This window comes from Roseimicrobium gellanilyticum (genome assembly GCF_003315205.1).
GTDB classification, from domain to species: domain Bacteria; phylum Verrucomicrobiota; class Verrucomicrobiia; order Verrucomicrobiales; family Verrucomicrobiaceae; genus Roseimicrobium; species Roseimicrobium gellanilyticum.
In genome coordinates this window covers 313,851-336,045 of sequence record NZ_QNRR01000002.1, presented here as the reverse complement: position 1 = coordinate 336,045, position 22,195 = coordinate 313,851, and the positions used below count along the sequence as shown (strand labels likewise).

The window sequence follows — 22,195 nt, the reverse complement described above, 5'->3', positions numbered from 1 at the left end:
ACCGCGCCTGTTTGGTGTGCGTTCCTGACATGTGGAACGGTCAAACACACCATCACGCCGCGACCTGCCCGGCTCCAATCGGCGCTCTCCTCGCACGCGTTGCGAGTGCCATGCTGCGCCAATGCATTCGACTGCCATCCGGCTCGGAGCTCGGATAGGTCTCGCCCCCGCGCTCGTGCTTCACGTTCGCGCCTCACTACCGCTATCCATTCACATTTTTTGTTTTTCCATGCACAATACGAATATACTTTTTATCGCCTCGACCTCAATTCTTCTCTTTGCGCCCCTGCAACTACAAGGTCAGGACCCTGCTCTCGAAGCTCAAAAGCATGCGGGACAGCAAATCTACATGACGGTTTGCTTCGCCTGTCATCAGCCGGCCGGACAAGGCCTGCCCGGCATGTTTCCACCTCTGGCAGACTCAGATTGGGTGAAGTCAAAGATGCCTGACCGCCTGATCCGTATGATCCTGCACGGCATCACCGGTCCCATCACGGTGAATGGAAAGCCATTTGTAACGCCTGCGCCGCTGATGCCACCACAGGCTACGCTCAGCGACCAGCAAATCGCGGATGTGCTGACGTACATCCGAAGCTCATTTGGAAACTCAGCACCACCAGTCACTACGGAGCAAGTGGCGGCGATTCGCAGCACTGAAAAGGCCCGGTCCACTCCGTGGACCGAGGCGGAACTCCTGAGGATCTCCGTGGAATGAATGCCGACAGCGAATCGCCCAAGGGCATCTCCACGGGATTCAACGCGACCCGCTTCTGGATCGTTGTGGTCACTGTCTGTCTGATGATTGTGGCAGCCGCCACAGTCTTCTACCGGGTCTTGAACCAACGATTCCGGTCGCCTGCGTCACTTCCCCGCTTTCATACGGTGTCCCGTGACCTTGAGGCCTACGAACGGACCGGGAAACAGGTGCGCATGTCAGATCTCCGCGGGAAAGTGCATACTATCGCCTACCTCTACACCGTGTGCCCGCACGGATGCGCGGCCGTCATCGGTGAAATGCTGAAACTTCATCGTACTTACGGTTCGCGCAGTGACTTCCATCAGGTGTCGATCTCGGTGCTTCCCGAGCGCGACACCGCGGAGATGCTGGCGGCATACGCGAAAGGCATAGGCCTGGATGAGACTGCTCCCTGGTGGTTCCTCACCGGGAAGCAATCCAGCCTGTGGGCATTCATGACCGGGGGGTTGCAGCTTGAACCCGCTGCCACCATTCCCCAGGAAGAGCAACTCAACCCGCTCGATACCCACATGCATGATCTCCGCATCGTGCTGGTGGACCGCAGCGGGTGTGTGCGTGGGTACTACGCCGTCTTCCACTCACAACCGGAGATCGCAAGCCTGATGCGCGAGCGCCTCCAACAGGACGTCCAGAAGCTGTTGGACGAGCCTGCGTCATAAACAGAATACACTCCAAAATCACACATCCAAAATATGACCCGATTCATTCTTACCATCGTTGCATTGATTCTTGGCATCATGCCGGACCTCAAGGCTGGGGACAAAGCCACAGCCGCTCATGTCTATGAGGGCCGCATCACAGGCCTGTTTTGCGGCGCCTGTGCAGGCAAGGTGAAAGCATCACTCCGCAAACTCGCTGGCGTTGCGGAAGTGAAGATCACCAGCACCTCTGAAACAGGGGTGCAGAAGGTCCGCATTGAGTCCTCCTCCGCAGATATCACCAAGGAGGCTGCCATCCTGGCACTGGGTGAAGACGCCAGGAGCTTCACCCTCCTGGATCTGGAGAAGCTTCAGTAGCGACCTCCAATCGTTGATGCTGCGTATAGCTCAGGCAAAAAAACCGCGACTCTAACAAGGGTCGCGGTTTTTTCGTGTGGAATACCAAGCGTCCCGTGGGATACTCGCCGAAACTTCCATGCAAAACCCACCACGCCGCAGCCGAAAAATCGGCCTCACCCAGGGTGGCCGGGTGAAGGATGGCAGGACTGTCGAGAAGTCCTCCAGGAGCCGACGCGAAGATTTTGCAGAGAACTACGCTCTCACCTGGGCTCGGACCTTGGGCCAGCTGGACTGATCGGCAAGCGTCGCTCCTTCAGGGCACGGCTCAGGGACGCAGACAATAGCGGACTACCGCGTCAGACTATCGTACATCATTCAATGAGGCAGCTTCCTGAGTGCACTCAATTCAACGTTTGTTTAACAAACATATTGGCGTAAATTGAATGGAAAACTGCCTCCTCCTCATGTGTTGGTACCTCTTCCCGTCAGCCTATCACGAACTGCCTTCGGCAATGTCCAAAAGGCCATCGCATGGCTTGCTGAAAATCAAGCAACTAGCCTGCAAACGATAGTTCGTTTGGCCAAAACTCGATTTTTCTGCCGGATGAGAGCCCAGGAGTATTGCGTTCCCGCCGCCAACCCTGTGGAATGCCCCCGGCGAGGAAAGGTGCCCGCATCACCTTCGTTTCATGCAGTGTCCCAAACTCGCCTCCTGCGCACATTTTACATCGCCATGCAGCTCCGCCGACTTTTGCACAATTTTCTGAAGGTTCTCGCCGTCACTGTGCTCTCCATCCTGCACACCACCAGCGCGCAGGCAGCAGGTCCGGCCAAGCCCAACATCCTCTTCCTTTTCACGGATGACATGCGCGCCGACTGCATTGGCGCGCTGGGGCATCCGGTGGTGAAGACGCCCAACATCGACACACTCGTGAAGCGGGGCATGACCTTTGACAATGCCTTCTGCCTGGGTGCGAACATTGGCGCTGTGTGCACACCCAGCCGGAACATGCTGCTGAGCGGACGCACCTACTTCCGCTGGAAGGGACAAAACCTCGCCCCCGCGGATGGACCGAATCTCCCCGTGGCACTAAAGGGCGCGGGCTACGAAACCTGGCACCTCGGCAAAAAGGGAAACACGGCCACAAACATCCAGGCCACCTTCGAACACAACAACTACATCCACGATGATCAGGGAGAGCGCCTGAATGGCGAACCAGGGCGCGACTATGTGGATGGAGCGATTAAATTCCTTACGCAGGAGCGGGACAAGAAGCGCCCCTTCTTCATGTATCTCGCGTTCGGGAATCCGCACGATCCGCGCGTGGCCGCAGAGCCCTACCTGAAGCTCTATGATCGCGATGCCATCCCATTGCCGGAGAACTACGCACCGCAGCACCCGTGGAACATCGGCTCCAACACCGTGCGGGATGAGCTGCTCGCCCCCTTCCCCCGCACGCCGGATGTCGTGCGCCAGCATCTGCACGAGTACTATGCCGTCATCTCCTGCATGGACGGACACATCGGACGGCTGCTGGCCACGATGAAGTCCCTCGAACTGGAAGAGAACACCATCATCATCTTCTCCTCGGATCACGGACTCGGCATGGGCAGCCACGGTCTCTTGGGAAAACAGAATGTGTATGACGATGGCTTCCGCGCGCCGCTGGTCTTCGCGGGACCGGGAATCCCTCAAGGACGCACGAAGGCACTGTGCTACCTCATGGACATCATGCCGACCATCTGCGATCTCGCAGGCGCCACGAAGCCGCAAGGCATGGATGCCCTGAGCCTGACCCCCGTCATCGATGGCAAAGAGGACTCGGTGCGTGATGCGCTCTTCCTTTCCTACACCAACACACAGCGTGCCATCCGTGAAGATCGCTGGAAGTTGATCCGCTTCCCACAGGTCGACAAGACACAGCTCTTCGACCTGTCAGATGATCCCGGTGAGGTGAATGATCTCGCCACCCAGCCAGAGCAAGCCGAGCGTGTGGAAGCCCTGATGAAGAAGCTCGCGTCGCTGCAAAAGGAAGTAGGCGATGATGCGCCGCTAAAAGTGGACTCTCCTTCGGTAGCTGAGTTCACACCACCCACCGAGGAGGAGCGCGCAAAGCTGAATGCAACCGGCAAAGCCCGCAAGAATGCGAACAAGGCCAAATCTGCCGCCCGGTAGAAAAAACAATCAGTCGCCGAACGCACCCTGACACGTACCGTGAGCATGAACAAAGTGAACACTGGCACGCTTGAGGAGGACACCTGGGATTCTCCAAAGGGAAAGTTTCGCGGATCCGCCAAGGAGATCTCAGAGGCGCTGGGCCGCAAACCCCTCTCCACGGACTTGATGGAGCGGCATCCCTTCGATGTGGAAATTCTTCGTGTGGAGCCAGGGCAGACACCCTACCCCTACCACTCCCACAGCGCCCAATGGGAGTTCTACCACGTCATCTCCGGCACAGGTAAAGTGCGGCACAAGGACGGAACCGATACCATCGTCGCGGGCGATGCCTTCCTCTTCAAACCCGGCGAGCCGCACCAAATCACGAATGATGGCACCGTGGATCTGCTCATCTATGTGGTGGCAGACAATCCCATCGGCGAATCCTGCCACTACCCGGACAGCAACAAATGGCTGGTCCGCTCCCCGGAACGACGAATCGTACGCTCCGAGGACCTCGACTACTACGACAGCGAGGAGTGACGCTCACTCCCCTCGCCTCCCGGACGCTACCTCCGCTTCCGAGTGAGCATGATTTCATTCCCCTCCGTATCCATGCACATGGCCAGGTGCGGAGGCTCGTCATCCTCCGGTTGGGGTTCGCGCGTGAGTTGTCCGCCAGCAGCGACAATCTCTGCAGCCCCCGCAATGACGTCCGGCACCTGAAAGCTCAGGCCCGTCCACGTTCGCTTGCCTTCACCACCGCCATGGATGCCAATGATGCCTTCGCAGATGGCCACCTCGCTGATGATGTCATTCTGCTTGAGCACCCGGCCGCCGAAGACCTTCACATAAAACTCCACGGCGCGGCTCATGTCCGCAGCCCAGATGACATACTTGAGTCTCTCCACGATCATAGGGGGTACCTTGACATGAGTGGCTGCGGAGGACAGGGAAAGTTGAGGGAAGATTTCAAGGATGCGCAGAACTTCCAGCACCTGCCTTCATGCAGGCTTTCCTCAACCCACCAGCACTCGGAGGCTCGATGCGGTGAACGCATCCCGCAGCATCTTCAGCTTCGCAGCGGTCAGCGTGCGCAGTGAGGCGGGAGCCTTCTTCGCGCCGGTCATGAAGTGACGCAATGCCTCCAAGAACAACGCAGGCTGCTCGTCCATCGAAACGCCGGGTTCTTCAGGGAATACGGCGTCGAGAATCGCGAAGGAGTACTCCGTCTCTCCGGCCAGCTCCATAGCCCAACGCAGGACCGTTTCGGTCGGAGCCATCGCAGGGAATCGCTGTGCCACCAGTTCCAGCAAATCCTTGCGCGTCGGCACATTCATGAGCAGCGCAAGGAAGAAGCGGTGCTCCGGCTCTGAGATGGAACTGCGCATCTCCTTGATGGCATCCCGCCGCACATTCTCCTCCAGGGTGGCGGCGACGCCAGCTGCGAGTTTGCCGTGCTTCTCTTCAAAGGCTTCCAGCACCGGCTCCCATTCATCCATCTGGGCGAGATGACCCATGGCATGCTGCAGGATGAAAAAGCCGCGCTCAAAATCCAGCCCGGCAATCATCTCCTGCACCAATGCTGCGTAGTCTGGGTCGTCGGACTGCTCCATCACTTCCAGCAGTTGCTTGCGGCGCATGGTGAGGGTGTCGCTGAAGACCGGGTCCAGCGCGATATGCGGCGGCAGGTAGTTGAACTGGGGGCCCGTGCCCGGATCATGCTGCGTGCGCACCACCACGGTGACGGAGGGTGTGTCCAGATGGAAGAGCGAGTGGATGCAACGGTGACCCGAGATGATGGGCACGGTGCGACCGGTCTCCAGCAGCTCAATGTGCTTCATGCGCACGTCACCCACACGGAAGTGCGGCGTCACGGACTGCGCGTTCTCAAAGACGTAGTGCGCATGGATGCTGGACCCGGCCATAACATGGAAGGCGCCAGAGAACTCATGCTGGTGGATGTCCGTGGTGCCATCCAGCCAGAAAAGAATCTGGATGTAGAAGCGCGGATGATTGTACGCGACCAGCTCCGGCTGGCCGAAGCCTGAGTCGGTCTGCAGCGGCTGATCATCATTCAGCAGGAACTCGCGCATGAATGGCCCCAGCTCCACATGCTCCGCCGGTGGCCGCTCCTCAAGCGCCACGCGAGCAATGTCCGGGAACGTCTCCAGAGAGAAGTTCTCCTTCTTCCATCGCTCCAGCACCGTGCGGCCGAGCTCATCAAAATATGGGTCCATCTCCACCCATCCGCCATGCCGTTTCCAATCACAAGGACCATTCGCCAGGACCATTCGCCATTCCGCTTGCGGCACAGGAAGCCCCCTTTGCCCGGCCCTTCCTGCTTGCGGAGCTGCATGCCTGCGCGTTTGGTAGGTGATTGGCAGCGGCTGTCCGCTCCAGGCGGTCCCCATGACACCCTTCGTCACCATCGCTCAAGCGCGCACTCCCCAGGGCGCGGAACTCACGCTGCACTCGCATGGCGCACACTTCTACCTGCGGGTGAATCGCGAGCCGCTCATGGGGACAAATGCTCCCGAGTCCGAGAAGGCGCTGGCCCAATGTGCCTGCGCTGGTCTGAAGGGCAGAAAGAGCGTGCACGTGCTCATCGGCGGACTGGGATTTGGATTCTCCCTGCGCCAGACACTCGAACTGGTGGGCCACCATGCCAAGGTCGAAGTCGCCGAGCTACTGCCCGAGGTGGTAGCGTGGAACCGCGCCTACCTCAAGGAGGTGAATGGCGCGCTGCTGGATGACCCACGGGTGAAGGTCGTCATCGCGGATGTCTTCCAGACGCTCACGAGTGCTCCCGCCGCACACTACGATGCCATTCTGCTGGACGTGGACAATGGTCCCGTGGCCATGGTGCAAGATGGGAATGCGCGGATCTACCGTGCGCGCGGCCTTGCGGCCATCATGCAGGCACTGAAGCCCGGAGGCCGCGCCACCTTCTGGTCCGCCACCCCAGACCGGCAATTTGGCAAAGAACTCGGGAAGGCCGGATTCGTGGTCGATGTCGTCTCAAGCAAGTCCCATGCCCACGCCCGGCGCCATAATCACACCATCTTTGTAGCGACGAGGAAGGAAGAAGTGGGCAAAATGATGCCTGCAGGCAAACGCCGCGGATCATAAAAGTTGCCGTAATCGCAAATTCGTTTTAACCCAGTCTCATGCCGCCCGCCCTTCACGGCAGCGGTTTTCAAAGAAGAAATCCAGCAACCCAATCCCACCATGAAAGCGCAAGACGCCAAGAAGGAGAAAAAGAAACTGCCGCAGAAGTCGCTGAAGGAAAAGCGCGCCGCCAAGGCCGAGAAGAAGAAGAACAAGTAAGCACGCGGCTGAGCCAAACGTGATTCCAAGGGAGGTGCTGCGATGGCGGCACCTCCCTTCTTTTTTTCAGCCCGGCACTACTTTACCGGCTCTAGAGGCTCCGTCTGCGCTTTGAGTCTGCCCGCGGCTTTCTTCTTGAGCATGCCGGGCGAGTTCCACTTGATCACGTGATACGTCGCCAGGGTGTCCCCCGCGTTGCGGATGCTGTGCATCTGGTTGGAGGCCTGGAAAATGACGGAGCCCGGTCCGAGCTTCGTCCAAACGCCATTCACCAGAGATTCCACCGTGCCCTCCTTAACGATGAGCAGTTCCTCATCCGGATGCTGATGCGGTGCATGCGCCTCCTGCCCTGGATTCAGCGTGGTGATGTGGCACTCCAGTTCATCCAGCGTGGCCGTGGGTGCCTGTACCACCTTGCGCACCTCGCCCTTCGCCGTCTTCTTCACGGGAAGCTGGGTCCAGTCAAAGACGGTGGACCCCATGATTGCCGTTTGTTGAGAAGACGGCGGGGCAGGAGCGGGAACTTCCTGCGCCACCGTCATGGCGCCAATAGCCACGCCTAGCGTAGCCATGATGATGAGTCCATCGCGTAGGGTGGGCATGGAAACGTTCGGTTGGGATTTGGTCCTTACTTCTTCACCGGCTCCGCGTTGTACACCTTGATGTCGTCAAAGCAGCCATCTTTCCCGGCAACCCCAAGCTCAATCTTCGACTTCGTCTCGTGAGCGATGCCGGAGGACTTCAGGTATGCCACAGGCTCGCCATCGATGGTGACACGCATCTCATCTCCCACCGTCTCCACCACGAGGTTGTACCACTTGCCGGTCTCAAACTTGGCGGGATAAGTAACCTGCCGGCCCTGCAGCAGCTTTGCCACTTCCTCCTTCTTGCTGGGATCATTGCGCATTTCACGGATGTCGTTGCGCATGTTCCCATCACGCTCATCGATGATGGTCACGCCATTCAAGCGGACCTGGGTACGGCAGAGGTGACCGTAGTGGGCGCCGGTGTACTTCCGGTCATCAAATTCCACGTCAATCATCGTCGCTCCATCGAAACGGATCTTGGCCTCCACCACGCTGTCCTTCGTGGGAATCTCCAAGCCGTGCACCGCCGCGTGCGCCCTCACCTCGGGCTTGCCATCAGCGGCGGGGATGGTCTTGTCACGCGTCTGCGTGCCCTTCAGCACGCCATTCTCCACCACGAAGGTAGGCACGACCTTGTGCCAGATCTTGTCTGGAGTCGCCCCCTGGAAATCATCGGAAAATAGCAGCTCCTTTTTCACCGCGATAGGCTTGGACGGCACCTTGGGAAGCTTGGGAGCATTGGCCGGAGCGCCGAAGGAAGCGGTCGCAAGCAGTGCCGTAGCGAGAATGAGATGGCCGGGGCGAATGAGGATATGCATGGTGCGTAAGTCGGAATGGGAGGAACGGCGATACGACACGCTTCTAGCGCATTTCAGCTACCAGGCATCTCTTTCTTTTTCCTCCCGCCCCGGGACGAGCCCAGCCAGCCCACCCTGCTCCAGACCAATCACTCCCCCAGGGCCTTCAGCATCGTCTTCGCAAATCCCGGCCCCACGCAGGTCTCCTCATGCTTGAAGTAGACGAAGGCCTCCGTCCATGCCTTGCCCCGCTCCTGTACAAACTGCGCCCACTTCTTGATCTGAGGTACGGTGTAATCCTCGCGTCGCAGACGCAGGTAGCCAAACTTGGCAGTCGCCTCAGGGGGCGTCTCAAACTCCTCCGACTCCGCAATGCACAGTGCTGCGTTCTTCTCCGAGAGCACGCCGAAGACCTTGTCTGACAACCACGACTCATGCCGGAACTCAAAGGCTGCACGCAACTCCTTGGGTAGAGAACCCAGGAAGTCCCGCAACAGGGCCGTGTCTGCCTTGAAGGTGGGTGGCAACTGGAAGAGCACAGGCCCCATCTTCTCTCCAAGACCCACGGCGGCCTTGTGGAAGACATCCATGACCTCGCCGCAATCCTTCAGCTTCGCGAAGTGGGTGACACGTTGGGGTGCTTTCAAGCTGAAGCGGAAATTCGCAGGCGTCTCATCGCTCCAGCGCTTCACTGTCTTTTCACTGGGAATGCTGCGAAACGTGTAATTCACTTCCGTAGTGCCGAAGATGCTGGCGTAATACGTCAGCATCTTCGCAGTGGATAGGGTCTCCGGGTAAAACTTGCCCTTCCACTCGGGGTACTGAAATCCGGAGGTGCCGATCCAGGTGTTCATGGGAATTCATCGCCACGGAATGGCCTTTTCACAACTGAAAGGAAGTCACCCGTACACCAGAACCGGTCACTCCATGCCCATGCAATACCATGGACATCCCTGGCGTAGGTGATGAAAGTTTCCGTTTCATCCGTCTTGCCGCCCTCCATCAGCATGCCCCTCCCCATCCACCATTCGCGTCGCTCCTTGTTGAAACTTTCCTCCGCACTTGCGGCAGGCCTCATCCTGCCAAAGCCGCTGAAAGCAGCGCCATCAGCTCAGAAGGGCAAACTCATCGCTTATGTGGGCACCTATACCTCACCGCTGCAGAACATGAAGGCGACCCAGGTGGATCTGCCTCCGGGAAATGGGCGGGGCATCCATCTCTTTGAAGTCAACCGCTCCACTGGCGAGATGACGCCATGTGGTGTGGTGGAGATGGGCACCAGCCCCTCCTGCCTGGCCTTCAATGCGGCGAGGACTCACCTGTACTCCGCAAACGAAACCGAGAGGACTGGAGACAATGAAGCCGGTTCTGTAAGCGCATTCCAAATCGATCCCGGAAGTGGCCAGTTGAAGCTGCTGAACACTGTCAGTTCTGAAGGCAAAGGACCTGCACATCTGAGTGTTCACCCCTCCGGGAAGCATGTGCTGGTGGCGAACTATTTCGGCGGCTCCGTCGCTGTGCTGCCCATTCTCGCCGATGGCAGCTTGGGGAAGGCGACTGATGTAAAAGTGGACCAGGGAACTGTGGGGCCACGCAAAGCCACGAACGCACCTCCCGGCAGCTTTGCCTTCAGCGGTCACGATCAAACTCATGCCCACATGATCGAGGCTGATCCCTCCGGGCACTTTGTGCTGCATGTGGACCTGGGATTGGACCAGATACTCATCTGGAAGTTTGACGCGGAGAAGGGGTTGCTTACGGCCAATAATCCTCCGTTCATTTCCCTGCCTCCCGGAGACGGGCCGAGGCACTTTGCCTTTCATCCCAGCGGGCGCTGGATGTACTCCATCCAGGAAGAAGGCTCGACCATTGTCCTATTTGACTACGACGGTGAGAAGGGACGGCTGACCGCGCGCCAGACCATATCCAGCCTGCCTCCTGGATTCGCGGGCAGCAATTTCTGTTCGGAGATACTCGTCTCGACCGATGGACGTTTTGTCTACGCCGGCAATCGCCTGCACGACAGCATCGCCACCTTTGCCATCGGCAAGGACGGAACGCTCACGTTCGTCACGGAGGAGTGGAGCCACGGGGACTATCCCCGCAGCTTCAGCTTCGATCCCTCGGGTGAATTCCTCTATTCCTGCAACCAGCGTGGAGACAACATCGCCACCTTCCGGGTGAACCGACAGACTGGCCACCTCGCCTTCACGGGCCACTACACGCCCGTGGGCAATCCTTCCATCATCGTCTTCCACGACCTGACACAAGGAAAGTAGTGGAAGCGCGTGTGCGCCCAGAGCCGTGCCCCCGCAGGCAACGGCATCCAAGTTTGCTCGCCAGTTTGTAAATGCAGAGTACCCTCGTCCACCATGTCCGCCCCTGCCACCCCTCCGAATCCGACTCTTTTTTTCGAAACCATCAATGCGTATCAGAGGACCGCTGCACTCAAGGCCGCCGTGGACTTGGGAGTCTTCAACGCGTTTGGCGGTGTCCCCGCCACAGCGGGGGAACTCGCCGATCGCTGCCAGTGCCCGGTGCGCGGCATCCGTATTCTTTGCGATTCGCTGACCCTATTTGGTTTCCTCACCAAAGACGACTCAAGGTATGCGCCGACCTCGGACACGGCCTTCTTCCTCGACAAGAATTCGCCGGCCTACCTTGGCAATGCGATCAAGTTCCTCACGGCTCCCGGCATCAAGGATGCCTTTGATGGTCTCACCTCCACCATCAAGAACGGCAAGGTACATGCCTCCGAAGAAGGCACCACGGCGCCAGATCATCCGGTGTGGATTGACTTTGCCCGGACTATGGGACCCATGATGTTCGGCCCCGCCCAAGGTGCTGCTGCGCTCGTGGAACTCGACACCTCCCGCGACACCAAGGTGCTCGACATCTCCGCCAGCCACGGCACCTTCGGCATCGCCTTGGCTCAGAAAAGCCCCCGCTCACATCTTGTGGCACTCGACTGGGAGGCGGTGCTCGCAGTCACCGAGGAGAATGCCAAGGCAGCAGGGCTCGGCGACCGATTCAGCAAGATTGTCGGAAACGCCTTCACCGTCGATCTCGGCAGTAACTACGATGTGGTGCTGGTGCCGAACTTCCTGCACCACTTCAACATCGCAGACTGCACCGGCTTCCTCAAAAAGGTGAAGGCTGCACTCCGTCCAGGTGGCAAGGTGGTGATTGTGGAGTTCGTACCGAACGACGACCGAATCTCTCCCCCATCCTCCGCCAGCTTCAGCCTCGTGATGCTGGGCACCACACCCGAAGGCGATGCCTACACCTTCGCCGAGTACCAGAAGATGCTCGGTGAGGCAGGATTCAAAGATGCCGCGCTTCATCCTCTGGCCCCCACGGCGCAGAGTGCGGTGATTGGTGTGGCATGACGCCACGAAGATGAGATACTGTCCGGACCATGCGAAGCCAGAAGCAAAACAACCGCACACCACGCCCCTTCAAATTCAAGGGGGCTGAACGCGCATGGTCCGGCGGGCGAAAGAAAAGCGCTTCACTTCCCTCCGAGAAGTCCGCACCCAAAAGCACTCCATCCAGTGGAGCCGAAAGCGTGGCTCCACCGCCATCTCCCACGGTTGGTCCGACAGATGACAGTGCTGATGAGAAGGCGGATTGATTACCCTCGATCCGGGCAGAAGGAGGCGCCACAGCCTCCCCTTACCGAAGCAGCCTCCCTGCCTCTGGTGACACCCTCTTCAGCTCCTCCGCAATCACGGCGGCAAAGACCTCAGCGCCTTTCGCATTGAGATGCGTGCGGTCGGTTGTCCCTGGTTTGGGATGCGGTGGATTGAACTCATCAGCCTTTGCTGGGCCCATCTCCTGAAGAAGTATCATGCTACGGGAGAAAAGGTCCACGAGAGGCACTTTCTCATCCACTGCCACCTGCTTCATCGCCTCGGCATAGGGCTTCAATTCACCGCGGAGCTTTCCATTGTCAAAGACACGCCGCGCTACTGAAGTGACGAGAATGGGTTGCGCACCGATGTCTCGTGCTTCTCTGATGCATGCGATGAGATTGGCGCGGTAGGTCGTGGCGGGATCGGTCTCGCGGTTGGGTCCCTTGCCGGGCATGTCATTGTGACCAAACTGGATGAGCACGAACGTGGGATTCGCCTCCAGTACCTTCTTCCACCTTCCGCCATCGCGGAAGCTCTTGGAACTCTGGCCTGAGGAAGCGAGGTTTACGCACTCCACTTCTGTCTTCAGCAGCCTGGCGAAAGCTGCACCCCACCCTGCAGTATCCGTGACGGTGGAATCACCTGCAAGAACGACCCGGATCTGTGAGGAAGCCTTGTCGCCCTGTTGGGAAGCGACAGGCTTCGATTCGGCTGCGTTCGAATGAGCAACCGTGGCCAGCGAGCAGAGAGCCAGACTGAGTAGAGTTCTGCGGAACATGGAGGTGATGATGCAAGCGTGAGCGACCTCCCAGTAACGATTTCGTTTCCGCGAATCTTGTCCTCGATTTCTGCTGAGAGAGTACCATTTCGGTCCCCGAGGACATTTTTTTCACCTCTCATGTCCTGAGCCGCGTCCGCCGTTCGTCACGAGTATGAATCCCGAACCAAGACCAAACCAAATACCACCATGTCCAAAGAAAGCACCAAACCCGTCACCAGTACCATCCGCCTTCACCGCGTGCTTGCCGCCAAGACCGAGCGCGTCTTCCGGGCCTTTACTGACGCTGACGCTCTTGCAAAATGGATGGCCCCCAACGGCTTTACCGGCAAGGTCCACCAAATCGACGCCAAAGTCGGAGGCACCTACAAGATGTCCTTCACCAACTTCAACACAGGCAACAGCCACTCCTTTGGTGGCACCTACCTGGAACTGAAGCCGAATGAACTGCTGAAGTACACCGACAAGTTCGACGACCCGAACATGCCGGGCGAAATGATCACCACCATCACCCTGAAAGAGGTCACCTGCGGCACGGAGCTTCACATCACCCAGGAAGGTGTGCCCGCGTTCATTCCTGCAGAAGCCTGCTACCTCGGTTGGCAGGAGTCACTGTATCTCCTGAAGCTGCTCGTGGAGCCGGAGATTCCGGATCAGGGCTGATCGGAATATAGCCGTGCGGCTGGGTGTGGCCATGCGACCAAGTCCCTGCCCAGTCGCACCCCTCTACGCCCTATACCCAAAGAACCCCCGTTGCACGATGATATCAGCGACGGCTTGTGGAACCATCTCTCTCCACGATTCATCACCCGCCGCGATCTTCTTCAACGCATCTCGAGAGAAGAACTTCAGGTACTCGGGATTGTAGTTGTCCAGTTCCACAAAGCTGCCGCGATCCGCGAGATAGCCGTAGAGCTTTCTCAGTTCTGGAGCCACTTCCAGGTTCTGCACGGTGGTCAGGAAATCCGAGGCATCGCGCTGCAGGGGATACACGTAGAGTTTCAGGTCATTTTTGAAGAGACGACCGAAGGACTCAAGGATGCCGCCAGGAAGCTGCGTATAGTACTTCTCCTCAAACAACTCAGTCAAACTCGGCACACCCATCACGATGCCAATGCGCTCCTTCGTCCGCCAGGCGAGGTACGCCGCCAGCCGGTAGTACTCGAAGTAATCCGAAATCAGCACATTCACCCCGCAGGCAGCGAGGACGTCCGCACGGGCCAGGAAGTCCCGGCGGTCCACCGCATTTCCTTCCGATATCAGATTTCGCATGGTGAGCTCGTACAGTGGCAGTACCTCCTTGCCCTTCACGGCAGGATCTTGCTGAAACTTCTCCAACGCGCACTCCAGCATGTCGAGATTCACATGCGTGGGTGGGCGAAAGCTGCCGCGCTCCACCATGACCGCCTTCTTGTACAAAACATCGGAAGGCTGCAGCACCTCACCCCTGGGGCCGAACATGGCAGCGCCGCTCAAGCCGAGCTGCACGAGCTTGAGACTGATCAGCCGGTTGTCCACCGCGCGGAATTCAATTCCCTGGAACTCGATGGCATCGATCTCGATTCGGCCCACGGTCAGTTTGTCCAGCAAGCTCTCCACCAGTTTGTCAGGATCATGATGAAGAAAGAAAGCCCCATACAGAAGGTTCACTCCGACCACGCCGAGAGCCTCCTGCTGCAGCGCAGCCTCGGTATCCAGCATGCGCACATGGATGCAGATCTGACTGGCCTCGTCTCGGGGACGGGATTGGAACTTCAGACCCATCCAGCCATGGCATTCGTTCCCACCCTTGAAGCTTCGGGCGACCACGGTATCCGCAAAGGCAAAGAAGGCTGTGCTGTCCCCTCGCTTGTCGCTTAGCCTCTCTACATTCAGCTCATACTCGTGATCCAGCATCGACTGGAGGCGGGAGCGAGAGACATAGCGCTCCGTGCCACCGTAGATGGCATCACTCACCACCATGTCATAGGCAGAGATGCTCTTTGCCACGGTGCCCGCTGCGCCTCCCACGCGGAAGAACCACCGCACCACTTCCTGCCCTGCGCCGATTTCCGCGAGTGTTCCATACCAGCGCTTGTCGAGATTGATCTTCAGCGCCTTGTGGTGGGTATCCAGCTCCTCTTCCTTCATGCCCACACCTTAAGCGCAATTTGCGTCGCCGCCAAGGGATCGCTCCCCTTGTGTTTGACACGGTATGTCCGAAGCCCAATCATCCCTCGGATGAAACGTGCCCCTCGCATGGGTTCGTGAAAGCGCCAACAAAACTCATCGCCGCAGTGAGCCCTCCCATCATCAACCGCCTGTTTCTGGCATTCATTCCAAGTCTCAGCACCATCGATCTCATTTCAGAACTCGCAGTTGCACTCCGCCAGCAGTATGGACTGAAAGCCCAACCGCGCCCCTCAACTCATTTCCACATCACGCTACAGTGGCTCGGCGATTTTCCTGAAGTGCCGGACGCGCTGGTCTCGGGTGCAACGAAAGCATGTGCGACGCTCGCCAGGCAGACCGCTCCATTCGAAATCCACCTCGACCGTGTCCTTAGCTTTCGCAAGCCCTCGGGAAATCATCCCCTGGTCCTGGCCGGAAACGAGGAACACAATCCCGCCCTCTTCCAGTTTCAGAAGAGGCTTGTCAGCGAATTGGCCAGGGCAGTCCCACTCCCCAAAGATAGCCGGCGCAAGTTCAAGCCTCACCTCACCCTGATGTACGACAGGCAAGACGTCGCTGAAGCACCCATTGCACCTGTGCGTTGGAAAGCCGACGAATTCAGATTGATACACAGCGAGGTGGGTGCCACACGTCACCATCATCTTGCCTCGTGGAAACTCTGCGGTTCAGAATCACCGACACTCCACACCCCTGACTTGTTTGGCTGAGGCATCTTCCTCTCTCGCATGAAACGTCTCGCCACCAACTCCGACGCAGCACGGGATCTCGCATCCGGCCGCTATCGCATCCGCAAGCTGGATGCCGGAGGCCTTGCAGCGGTGCCCATTCCCTGGATGCGTGACGCAGGTTGGAACCCAGGGCTGCATGATGCAGAGACTTTCATCACGGCCGACCCGGATGGGTTTCTGGTGGGCGAACTCGATGGCCAACCCATCGCCGCCGTGAGCGGAGTGCGCTACGACGATACCTTCGGCTTCCTTGGTTGCTACATAGTCTTGGAACCTTTCCGAGGACGCGGCTACGGCATGGCCATTCATGAAGCGGCACGACAGCACCTGGAGGGCTGCACCCAGGGCGGCGATGGCGTGCTGGAGAATGTGGAGAAGTACAAGCAAATCGGTCGCGTATATGCCTACCGCAACGCACGCTATGAAGGTGTGAAACAAGCCACCAACTGGAACCCTGCCAAGCCACTGCACGATGCTTGCGAGGTATCTCTAGAACAAATCGAAGCACTGGATCGGATGTGTTTCCCGGCACCACGCAGCGCGTTTCTCAAAGCATGGCTGCACCAGCCGGATGCTTTTGCTCTGGCGGCAGCGGAGGCTGGCAATTCCGCGTCTGGCGCAGTCCGGGGCTACGGGGTCATTCGCAAGTGCTCACGTGGCTGGAAGATCGGCCCCCTCTTCGCTCAAGACGCGGATACTGCGGACGACCTCTTTCGCGGACTGGTGGAGCGCATTCCCACGGGCGACTCCTTCGTGCTTGATATCGCCGAACCGAACGATGGGGCCAAGGCCCTCGTCGCCCGCTACGGCATGCGCGAAGTCTTCGCCACGGCGCGCATGTATACGGGCCCCTTTCCTCAGGTGCGACTCGACTGGGTGTATGGCGTGACGACGTTTGAGCTGGGATAGCCAGCACAGGTCATCGAATTGAGAGAAACATACCGGTTTCCTTGGCGCCACCGCATTTCCGTCGAAATTGTAGTCATAGAGAATGTGACTCTGGCAGGTGATCTGCTTTCAATCCGTCCCTGCCCTATGCAAAACTCACCTTGGAAGGTCCTTTCCGCTCAAGTCTCCGTCGGTGTCCTCACGGAGGGCTGGCAACTGAATCACATCGATGATGCAAGCGCCGATGCCCCGCGCATCTGCTCTTTCCCAGTTGAGGTGACCTTTGACGCCCCCTTTTCAGCGCCGCCCGTTGTGCACCTGGGGCTCACCGGGTTCGACATCGATCAGCGTGATAGCGCACGCATCACGCTAAAGGCGGAAAATATCGGCCCCGGAGGATTTCATGCCACCATCACCACTTGGGCTGGCACCCGGGTGTACGGAGTGGAGTTCCAGTGGCTGGCGATCGGGGGGTGATTCGCTCCACCGCTGAGATGCATACATGGTGTTGCCACCCGAGTAGGCATTTCGTCAGGATCAAGACGCCGCACCGGCCAGTTTGCCACCCTGCTCTGCAGCACGCCTCCTCAACTGCCCACACGCCGCATCAATATCCGGCCCTCGTGCTCGTCGCAGATGCGCTACAGCACCGTGCTCACGCAGCGTAGCGAGAAATGATTCCGTCTGCTCCATGCTACTGGGCGCATAGGTGCGCCCTTTCAAGCTCAAGCCGGTGGGATTGTAGCGCAGGAGATTCACATGCATGCGTCGGCCTTGAAGCAAGCGGGCCAGTTCGCGAGCCTGCTCCAGCGAATCATTCACGCCCTCCAGCAGGCAGTACTGAATGGTGGTGATGCGTCCGCTCTGCGCTTGATATCGATCCGCCGCAGCCAGCACATCCTGCACCGCGAACCTTTTCCCCATGGGCAGCAGGGCTGCACGTGTCTCATCATCCGGCGCGTGCAATGACACCGCAAGATGCACGCCAAGGTCTGCCTCCGTCAATTCATCGATGCCGGGCACGATGCCCACGGTGGAGATGGTGACCTGCCGCCAACCCAGGGCTCCGAGCTTGTTGTCAGCCATGCGTCGCACGGCCTCCAGCACGTTGCGCAGGTTCAGCATCGGTTCCCCCATGCCCATGAAGACCACCGTGCGCAGGGTGCGCCCCGTCGCCTGCGCCTCACGCCGGAGGTGGAGGAACTGCTCCACGATTTCACCCGAAGTGAGATTGCGCTCAAAGCCCGTCTGGGTCGTCGCGCAGAAGTCGCAGCCCATCGCGCACCCGACCTGGCTGGAGATGCAACCCGCCGCCCTGTCGGCATGGTAGTCCGGCATCAGCACGGACTCCACCGTGCGCCCATCCGGCAGGCGCAGCAGCAGCTTGCATGTGCCGTCTTCAGAAACCTGACGCCTCGCCAGGCTGGCCGCTACTCTGGGAAAGGTGGAGGTGACGTGCTCCATCAACCCCGCCGGCAGCCGGTCCTTGGGCACGTGTTCCCCGGCCCTCGCCCCATACACCTCCCGCAATACCGGGAGCGTATGCGTCGCCTTGTAGCCCTGTGCCGTCATCCATGCCGTCAACTCCTCCGTGGAGAGGTCTGGCAGGGAACGCGAGGCAGTGGCAGTAGCGGGCATGATGGGGATGCGCAGCATAGCATCTCCAGCCCAGTTTCAAAGTCCGTGAAACCCGGAGTGAGTCCGGCTCCCACGACTCATCCCTCCTCACTTTGCATTTTTCATCTTCCACTTTTCATTTTGCATTCTCTTGAAGCTTCCTACCGAACCATCATCCACAGCGTGCTGGACCCATGCCCCGGCGGGAAGTCAATCTGCGACTGCCCATGCACATAATCGGCCACGAGACGCTGCTCTTTCGCGCAACGACGCGCGCGGCGCTCCAGGGACGCGGCATCGAGTTTGGTGCAGTTCGTGGAGATGAGGATCGCGCACTTCGGCATCGCCAGCTCCAGCGCGGCATTCAGCAGTTGCTCGAAATCATTCTCCACCTGCCAGCGACGGTTGTTCTTGCCGCGTGAGAAGGTCGGGGGATCGAGGATGATGGCGTCGAACCGCTCCTTGCGGGGATCCAGCTTGGGCAGCAACTCCAGCGTGTCCTCCGCGAGGAAGCGATGCCCCGTGTCCGGGATGTCATTAAGCAGAAGGTTCTGCCTGCCGCGATCCAGCCACTTGCGGGAGAGATCCACGCTCAAGGTTTCTGCGCCCCCGAGCGCCGCCACCACCGAGAAGCTACAGGTGTGGGCAAAGGTGTTCAGCACCCGCTTCGGCTTCAGCATCCTGAGCCGCGCGCGGTTCTTCCGCTGATCCAGGAAAAGCCCATGGCTGTACCCCGCCGCCATGTCGATGCCATAGCGAACCCCGCCTTCCGTAACCACGAGGGTCCACGGCAACGACGCATCCCCGCTGTGCAACACCGGCGCGATACGATCCGCATTCTTGAGCGGCAGGAACCGTGTGAAGATCCGCTCCGGCTTCCAACCGGACGCGGCGGTTTGTTCAGCCAACCCAGCCAGGAGCTCCTCCAGCGCGGTTTCGCTCTTGTAGGAGATATTCACCACATCGCCCAAGCGCTCCACCCACCCGTTCGGACCAGACCCCAGCCGATGTGCCGTCGTCCCCGCTTCCTCAAGTTTCTTACACTGGTCAGGGGTCAACCATGTCGGGGATGAATCAGGCGAGGCGGGACGGGAATCATGAAGCGGCGGCACAAACACAAGACACGGTGTCGCAGGATGATGGCTTATGCAATGGCAGGCTGCCCGGCTCCCAACCTCAGCCGCACTCCCGCCAAGCCTCCCAGACAGACATGAGCCAGTGTTTTTCAACCATAGACACACCCTATGGTAACAATAGGAACTATTTAGATTACTTCTACCAGCCTTGCTTCAAGTTGGCGGTCCGCTCCTCAAAAACTGTGCTGCCTTCACAAAAGAGTCTGCATGGAATCTTTTCATCAATTGCGTCACTGCGTTGAGTTTGCAAAAGTGTCCGCTCGTTCTTTGTCTCTTCTTTTCTTTTCCTACTTCTCACCCTTCCATCCACACAAGCCAAACCATGAGCACCGAAGCCAAATGCCCCGTCCTTCACCAAACCGCCGGTGGAGGCACCACGAACCGCGACTGGTGGCCGAACCAGCTGCGCGTCGACCTGCTGAGCCAGCACTCGTCCAAGACCAATCCGATGGACAAGGACTTCAACTACGCGGAAGAGTTCAAGACGCTCGACCTCGCTGCGGTGAAGAAGGATCTCGCCGCGCTGATGACGGACTCGCAAGATTGGTGGCCCGCCGACTTCGGCCATTATGGTCCCCTCTTCATCCGCATGGCCTGGCACAGCGCCGGCACGTACCGCACCGGTGACGGCCGTGGCGGTGGCGGTCGCGGGCAGCAGCGCTTCGCCCCGCTGAACAGCTGGCCCGACAACGTGAGCCTGGACAAGGCACGCCGCCTTCTCTGGCCCATCAAGCAGAAGTACGGCCGCAAGATTTCCTGGGCGGATCTGATGATCCTCACGGGCAACGTCGCGCTCGAAACGATGGGCTTCAAGACCTTCGGCTTTGCCGGTGGACGTGAAGACACCTGGGAGCCGGACAACGACGTGTACTGGGGCCGCGAGACCACTTGGCTCGGTGGTGATGTGCGCTACGCGCATGGCTCCCCCGGTGTGGTGGAAGATCACGCGGTGCTCGTGTCTGATGACACGGCAGATGGCAAGGTCCACAGCCGCAATCTCGAGAATCCTCTCGCCGCCGTGCAGATGGGCCTCATCTACGTGAACCCCGAAGGTCCGGATGGCAATCCCGACCCGCTGCTCGCCGCGAAGGACATTCGCGACACCTTCGGCCGCATGGCCATGAATGACGAGGAGACCGTGGCGCTCATCGCCGGTGGTCACACCTTCGGCAAGACCCACGGTGCAGGCCCCGCGGACAATGTGGCATCTGATCCCGAAGGCGCAGGCCTCGAAGAGCAGGGCCTTGGCTGGAAGAATGCCTACGGCTCTGGCAAGGGTGGCGACACCATCACCAGCGGTCTGGAAGTCACCTGGACCAGCACGCCCACGAAGTGGAGCAACAACTTCTTCTGGAACCTTTTCAGCTTCGAGTGGGAACTCACCAAGAGCCCCGCAGGCGCCCAGCAGTGGCAGCCGAAGAATGGTGCCGGCGCTGGCACCGTGCCTCATGCGCATGACAAGTCCAAGCGCATCGCTCCGGCCATGCTCACCACAGACCTTGCGCTCCGCATGGACCCTGGCTTCGAGAAGATCTCGCGCCGCTTCATGGAGAACCCCGATGAGTTCGCCGATGCCTTCGCTCGTGCGTGGTTCAAGCTGACGCATCGCGACATGGGCCCGCGCGCCCGCTACCTCGGATCGGAAGTGCCCGCTGAGGAACTCATCTGGCAGGACTGCATTCCCGCAGTGAATCATCCGCTCGTGGATGACAAGGATGTCGCTGCGCTGAAGAGCAAGGTGCTCGCCTCCGGTCTTACCGTCTCTGAGTTGGTCTCCACCGCTTGGGCTTCGGCTTCCACCTTCCGTGGTTCCGACAAGCGCGGTGGCGCGAACGGCGCACGCATCCGCCTCGCTCCGCAGAAAGACTGGGCGGTGAACAATCCTCCGCAACTGGCCAAGGTTCTCAAGACTCTGGAAGGCATCCAGAGCGAGTTCAACGGCGCTGCGAGCGGCGGCAAGAAGATTTCCCTCGCCGACCTCATCGTGCTGGCCGGTGGCGTTGGCATCGAGCAGGCTGCGAAGAATGCTGGCAAGAGCGTCAGCGTTCCCTTCACCGCGGGACGCGCCGATGCCTCGCAGGAACAGACGGATGTGGAATCCTTCGCCGTCCTGGAACCCATTGCCGATGGTTTCCGCAACTACCTGAAGGGCCGCTACAGCATCCCTGCCGAAGCGCTACTCATCGACAAGGCACAGCTGCTCACGCTCACCGCTCCCGAGCTGACCGTGCTCGTCGGCGGCCTGCGTGTGCTGAACATCAATGCCGATGGCTCGAAGCACGGTGTCCTCACCGACAAGCCCGAAGCTCTGACCAACGACTTCTTCGTGAACCTGCTCAGCATGGACACGGAGTGGAAGGGCGTCTCCCCCTGCGGCAACGCCTTCGCAGCCATCGACCGCAAGACGGGCCAACCCAAATGGAGCGGCACCCGCAATGACCTCGTCTTCGGCTCGAACTCCATCCTCCGCTCCCTGGCGGAAGTCTACGCGTGCTCCGACTCGCAGGACAAGTTCCTCCAGGACTTCGTCGCTGCCTGGACCAAGGTGATGAATCTGGACCGCTTTGATCTGGCGTAAACTTCGAGCTTGTTGCTTCATCGTTGAATCCAACGC

The 22,195-nt window shown here is 59.3% G+C and carries 23 protein-coding genes; 14 read left to right on the top strand and 9 right to left on the bottom strand.

The genetic code is table 11. The features are described from left to right. Window positions 1-229: 229 nt before the first annotated feature. The 6 genes from DES53_RS06725 (at window position 230) to DES53_RS06705 (ending at window position 4,456) form a co-directional block, all read left to right on the top strand. Window positions 230-715: a c-type cytochrome gene (locus tag DES53_RS06725; RefSeq protein WP_170156909.1), complete on the top strand. Its 486-nt coding sequence runs from the start codon at window positions 230-232 to the stop codon at window positions 713-715. Beyond that, window positions 712-1,416 (top strand): SCO family protein, encoded by a 705-nt coding sequence (locus DES53_RS06720; RefSeq protein ID WP_113957467.1) that lies wholly within the window; start codon window positions 712-714, stop codon window positions 1,414-1,416. The genes DES53_RS06725 and DES53_RS06720 overlap by 4 nt, the downstream gene beginning before the upstream one ends. Before the next feature lie 33 nt (window positions 1,417-1,449). Beyond that, complete coding sequence (locus tag DES53_RS06715; RefSeq protein ID WP_113957466.1) at window positions 1,450-1,773, top strand: heavy-metal-associated domain-containing protein; 324 nt, start codon at window positions 1,450-1,452, stop codon at window positions 1,771-1,773. Between the two features lie 118 nt (window positions 1,774-1,891). After that, complete coding sequence (locus tag DES53_RS33435) at window positions 1,892-2,050, top strand: hypothetical protein (protein ID WP_211325466.1); 159 nt, start codon at window positions 1,892-1,894, stop codon at window positions 2,048-2,050. A gap of 438 nt (window positions 2,051-2,488) precedes the next feature. Then, complete coding sequence (locus DES53_RS06710; protein WP_170156908.1) at window positions 2,489-3,931, top strand: sulfatase family protein; 1,443 nt, start codon at window positions 2,489-2,491, stop codon at window positions 3,929-3,931. A 45-nt stretch (window positions 3,932-3,976) separates the two neighbouring features. Beyond that, complete coding sequence (locus DES53_RS06705) at window positions 3,977-4,456, top strand: cupin domain-containing protein (RefSeq protein WP_113957464.1); 480 nt, start codon at window positions 3,977-3,979, stop codon at window positions 4,454-4,456. Window positions 4,457-4,482: 26 nt separating this feature from the next. On the opposite strand, the gene DES53_RS06700 is transcribed toward DES53_RS06705, so the two are convergent. Next, window positions 4,483-4,830 (bottom strand): VOC family protein, encoded by a 348-nt coding sequence (locus DES53_RS06700; RefSeq protein WP_113958118.1) that lies wholly within the window; start codon window positions 4,828-4,830, stop codon window positions 4,483-4,485. 102 nt (window positions 4,831-4,932) lie between these two features. Next, window positions 4,933-6,153 (bottom strand): hypothetical protein, encoded by a 1,221-nt coding sequence (locus DES53_RS06695; protein ID WP_147263255.1) that lies wholly within the window; start codon window positions 6,151-6,153, stop codon window positions 4,933-4,935. A 172-nt stretch (window positions 6,154-6,325) separates the two neighbouring features. On the opposite strand from DES53_RS06695, the gene DES53_RS06690 reads away from it, so the two are divergent. After that, window positions 6,326-7,045: a spermine/spermidine synthase domain-containing protein gene (locus DES53_RS06690; protein WP_113958117.1), complete on the top strand. Its 720-nt coding sequence runs from the start codon at window positions 6,326-6,328 to the stop codon at window positions 7,043-7,045. 275 nt (window positions 7,046-7,320) lie between these two features. On the opposite strand, the gene DES53_RS06685 is transcribed toward DES53_RS06690, so the two are convergent. The 3 genes from DES53_RS06685 to DES53_RS06675 form a co-directional block, all read right to left on the bottom strand. Continuing rightward, window positions 7,321-7,845, bottom strand: coding sequence for a cupin domain-containing protein (locus DES53_RS06685; RefSeq protein WP_211325465.1), 525 nt, complete (start codon window positions 7,843-7,845; stop codon window positions 7,321-7,323). A gap of 26 nt (window positions 7,846-7,871) precedes the next feature. Then, window positions 7,872-8,648 carry a hypothetical protein gene (locus DES53_RS06680; protein ID WP_113957462.1) on the bottom strand — a complete coding sequence of 259 codons (777 nt, stop codon included), beginning with the start codon at window positions 8,646-8,648 and terminating at the stop codon, window positions 7,872-7,874. 128 nt (window positions 8,649-8,776) lie between these two features. Beyond that, window positions 8,777-9,481 carry a DUF72 domain-containing protein gene (locus DES53_RS06675; RefSeq protein WP_113957461.1) on the bottom strand — a complete coding sequence of 235 codons (705 nt, stop codon included), beginning with the start codon at window positions 9,479-9,481 and terminating at the stop codon, window positions 8,777-8,779. Window positions 9,482-9,634: 153 nt separating this feature from the next. On the opposite strand from DES53_RS06675, the gene DES53_RS06670 reads away from it, so the two are divergent. Then, on the top strand, window positions 9,635-10,906 hold the full coding sequence (locus DES53_RS06670) for a lactonase family protein (RefSeq protein WP_113957460.1): 1,272 nt from the start codon (window positions 9,635-9,637) through the stop codon (window positions 10,904-10,906). A gap of 93 nt (window positions 10,907-10,999) precedes the next feature. Then, on the top strand, window positions 11,000-12,016 hold the full coding sequence (locus DES53_RS06665) for a class I SAM-dependent methyltransferase (RefSeq protein ID WP_113957459.1): 1,017 nt from the start codon (window positions 11,000-11,002) through the stop codon (window positions 12,014-12,016). Window positions 12,017-12,302: 286 nt separating this feature from the next. Here the strand turns inward: DES53_RS06665 and DES53_RS06655 are convergent, their stop codons facing one another. Further along, window positions 12,303-13,040, bottom strand: coding sequence for a rhamnogalacturonan acetylesterase (locus DES53_RS06655; protein WP_113957457.1), 738 nt, complete (start codon window positions 13,038-13,040; stop codon window positions 12,303-12,305). Between the two features lie 189 nt (window positions 13,041-13,229). On the opposite strand from DES53_RS06655, the gene DES53_RS06650 reads away from it, so the two are divergent. Then, a complete protein-coding gene (locus DES53_RS06650) occupies window positions 13,230-13,703 on the top strand; it encodes an SRPBCC family protein (protein ID WP_113957456.1) in 474 nt (157 codons plus the stop codon). 63 nt (window positions 13,704-13,766) lie between these two features. On the opposite strand, the gene DES53_RS06645 is transcribed toward DES53_RS06650, so the two are convergent. Next, window positions 13,767-15,170 (bottom strand): TonB-dependent receptor, encoded by a 1,404-nt coding sequence (locus tag DES53_RS06645; protein WP_113957455.1) that lies wholly within the window; start codon window positions 15,168-15,170, stop codon window positions 13,767-13,769. Between the two features lie 116 nt (window positions 15,171-15,286). Here DES53_RS06645 and DES53_RS06640 point away from each other — a divergent pair, with 116 nt between their 5' ends. The 3 genes from DES53_RS06640 (at window position 15,287) to DES53_RS06630 (ending at window position 17,305) form a co-directional block, all read left to right on the top strand. Further along, on the top strand, window positions 15,287-15,919 hold the full coding sequence (locus DES53_RS06640; protein ID WP_170156907.1) for a 2'-5' RNA ligase family protein: 633 nt from the start codon (window positions 15,287-15,289) through the stop codon (window positions 15,917-15,919). An 18-nt stretch (window positions 15,920-15,937) separates the two neighbouring features. Further along, window positions 15,938-16,849: a GNAT family N-acetyltransferase gene (locus DES53_RS06635; RefSeq protein WP_113957453.1), complete on the top strand. Its 912-nt coding sequence runs from the start codon at window positions 15,938-15,940 to the stop codon at window positions 16,847-16,849. A gap of 126 nt (window positions 16,850-16,975) precedes the next feature. Then, the gene (locus DES53_RS06630) at window positions 16,976-17,305 is read left to right on the top strand and encodes an H-type lectin domain-containing protein (RefSeq protein WP_113957452.1); all 330 of its coding nucleotides are present in this window, start codon (window positions 16,976-16,978) and stop codon (window positions 17,303-17,305) included. 60 nt (window positions 17,306-17,365) lie between these two features. On the opposite strand, the gene rlmN is transcribed toward DES53_RS06630, so the two are convergent. Both rlmN and DES53_RS06620 read right to left on the bottom strand, forming a co-directional pair. Continuing rightward, the gene (rlmN, locus tag DES53_RS06625) at window positions 17,366-18,466 is read right to left on the bottom strand and encodes a dual-specificity RNA methyltransferase RlmN (protein ID WP_245958108.1); all 1,101 of its coding nucleotides are present in this window, start codon (window positions 18,464-18,466) and stop codon (window positions 17,366-17,368) included. Between the two features lie 140 nt (window positions 18,467-18,606). Next, window positions 18,607-19,404, bottom strand: a complete 798-nt coding sequence (locus DES53_RS06620) for a class I SAM-dependent methyltransferase (protein WP_211325464.1) — start codon at window positions 19,402-19,404, stop codon at window positions 18,607-18,609. A gap of 499 nt (window positions 19,405-19,903) precedes the next feature. Between DES53_RS06620 and katG the strand changes: the two genes are divergently transcribed. Further along, a complete protein-coding gene (katG, locus tag DES53_RS06615) occupies window positions 19,904-22,159 on the top strand; it encodes a catalase/peroxidase HPI (RefSeq protein ID WP_113957449.1) in 2,256 nt (751 codons plus the stop codon). Window positions 22,160-22,195: the final 36 nt, after the last annotated feature.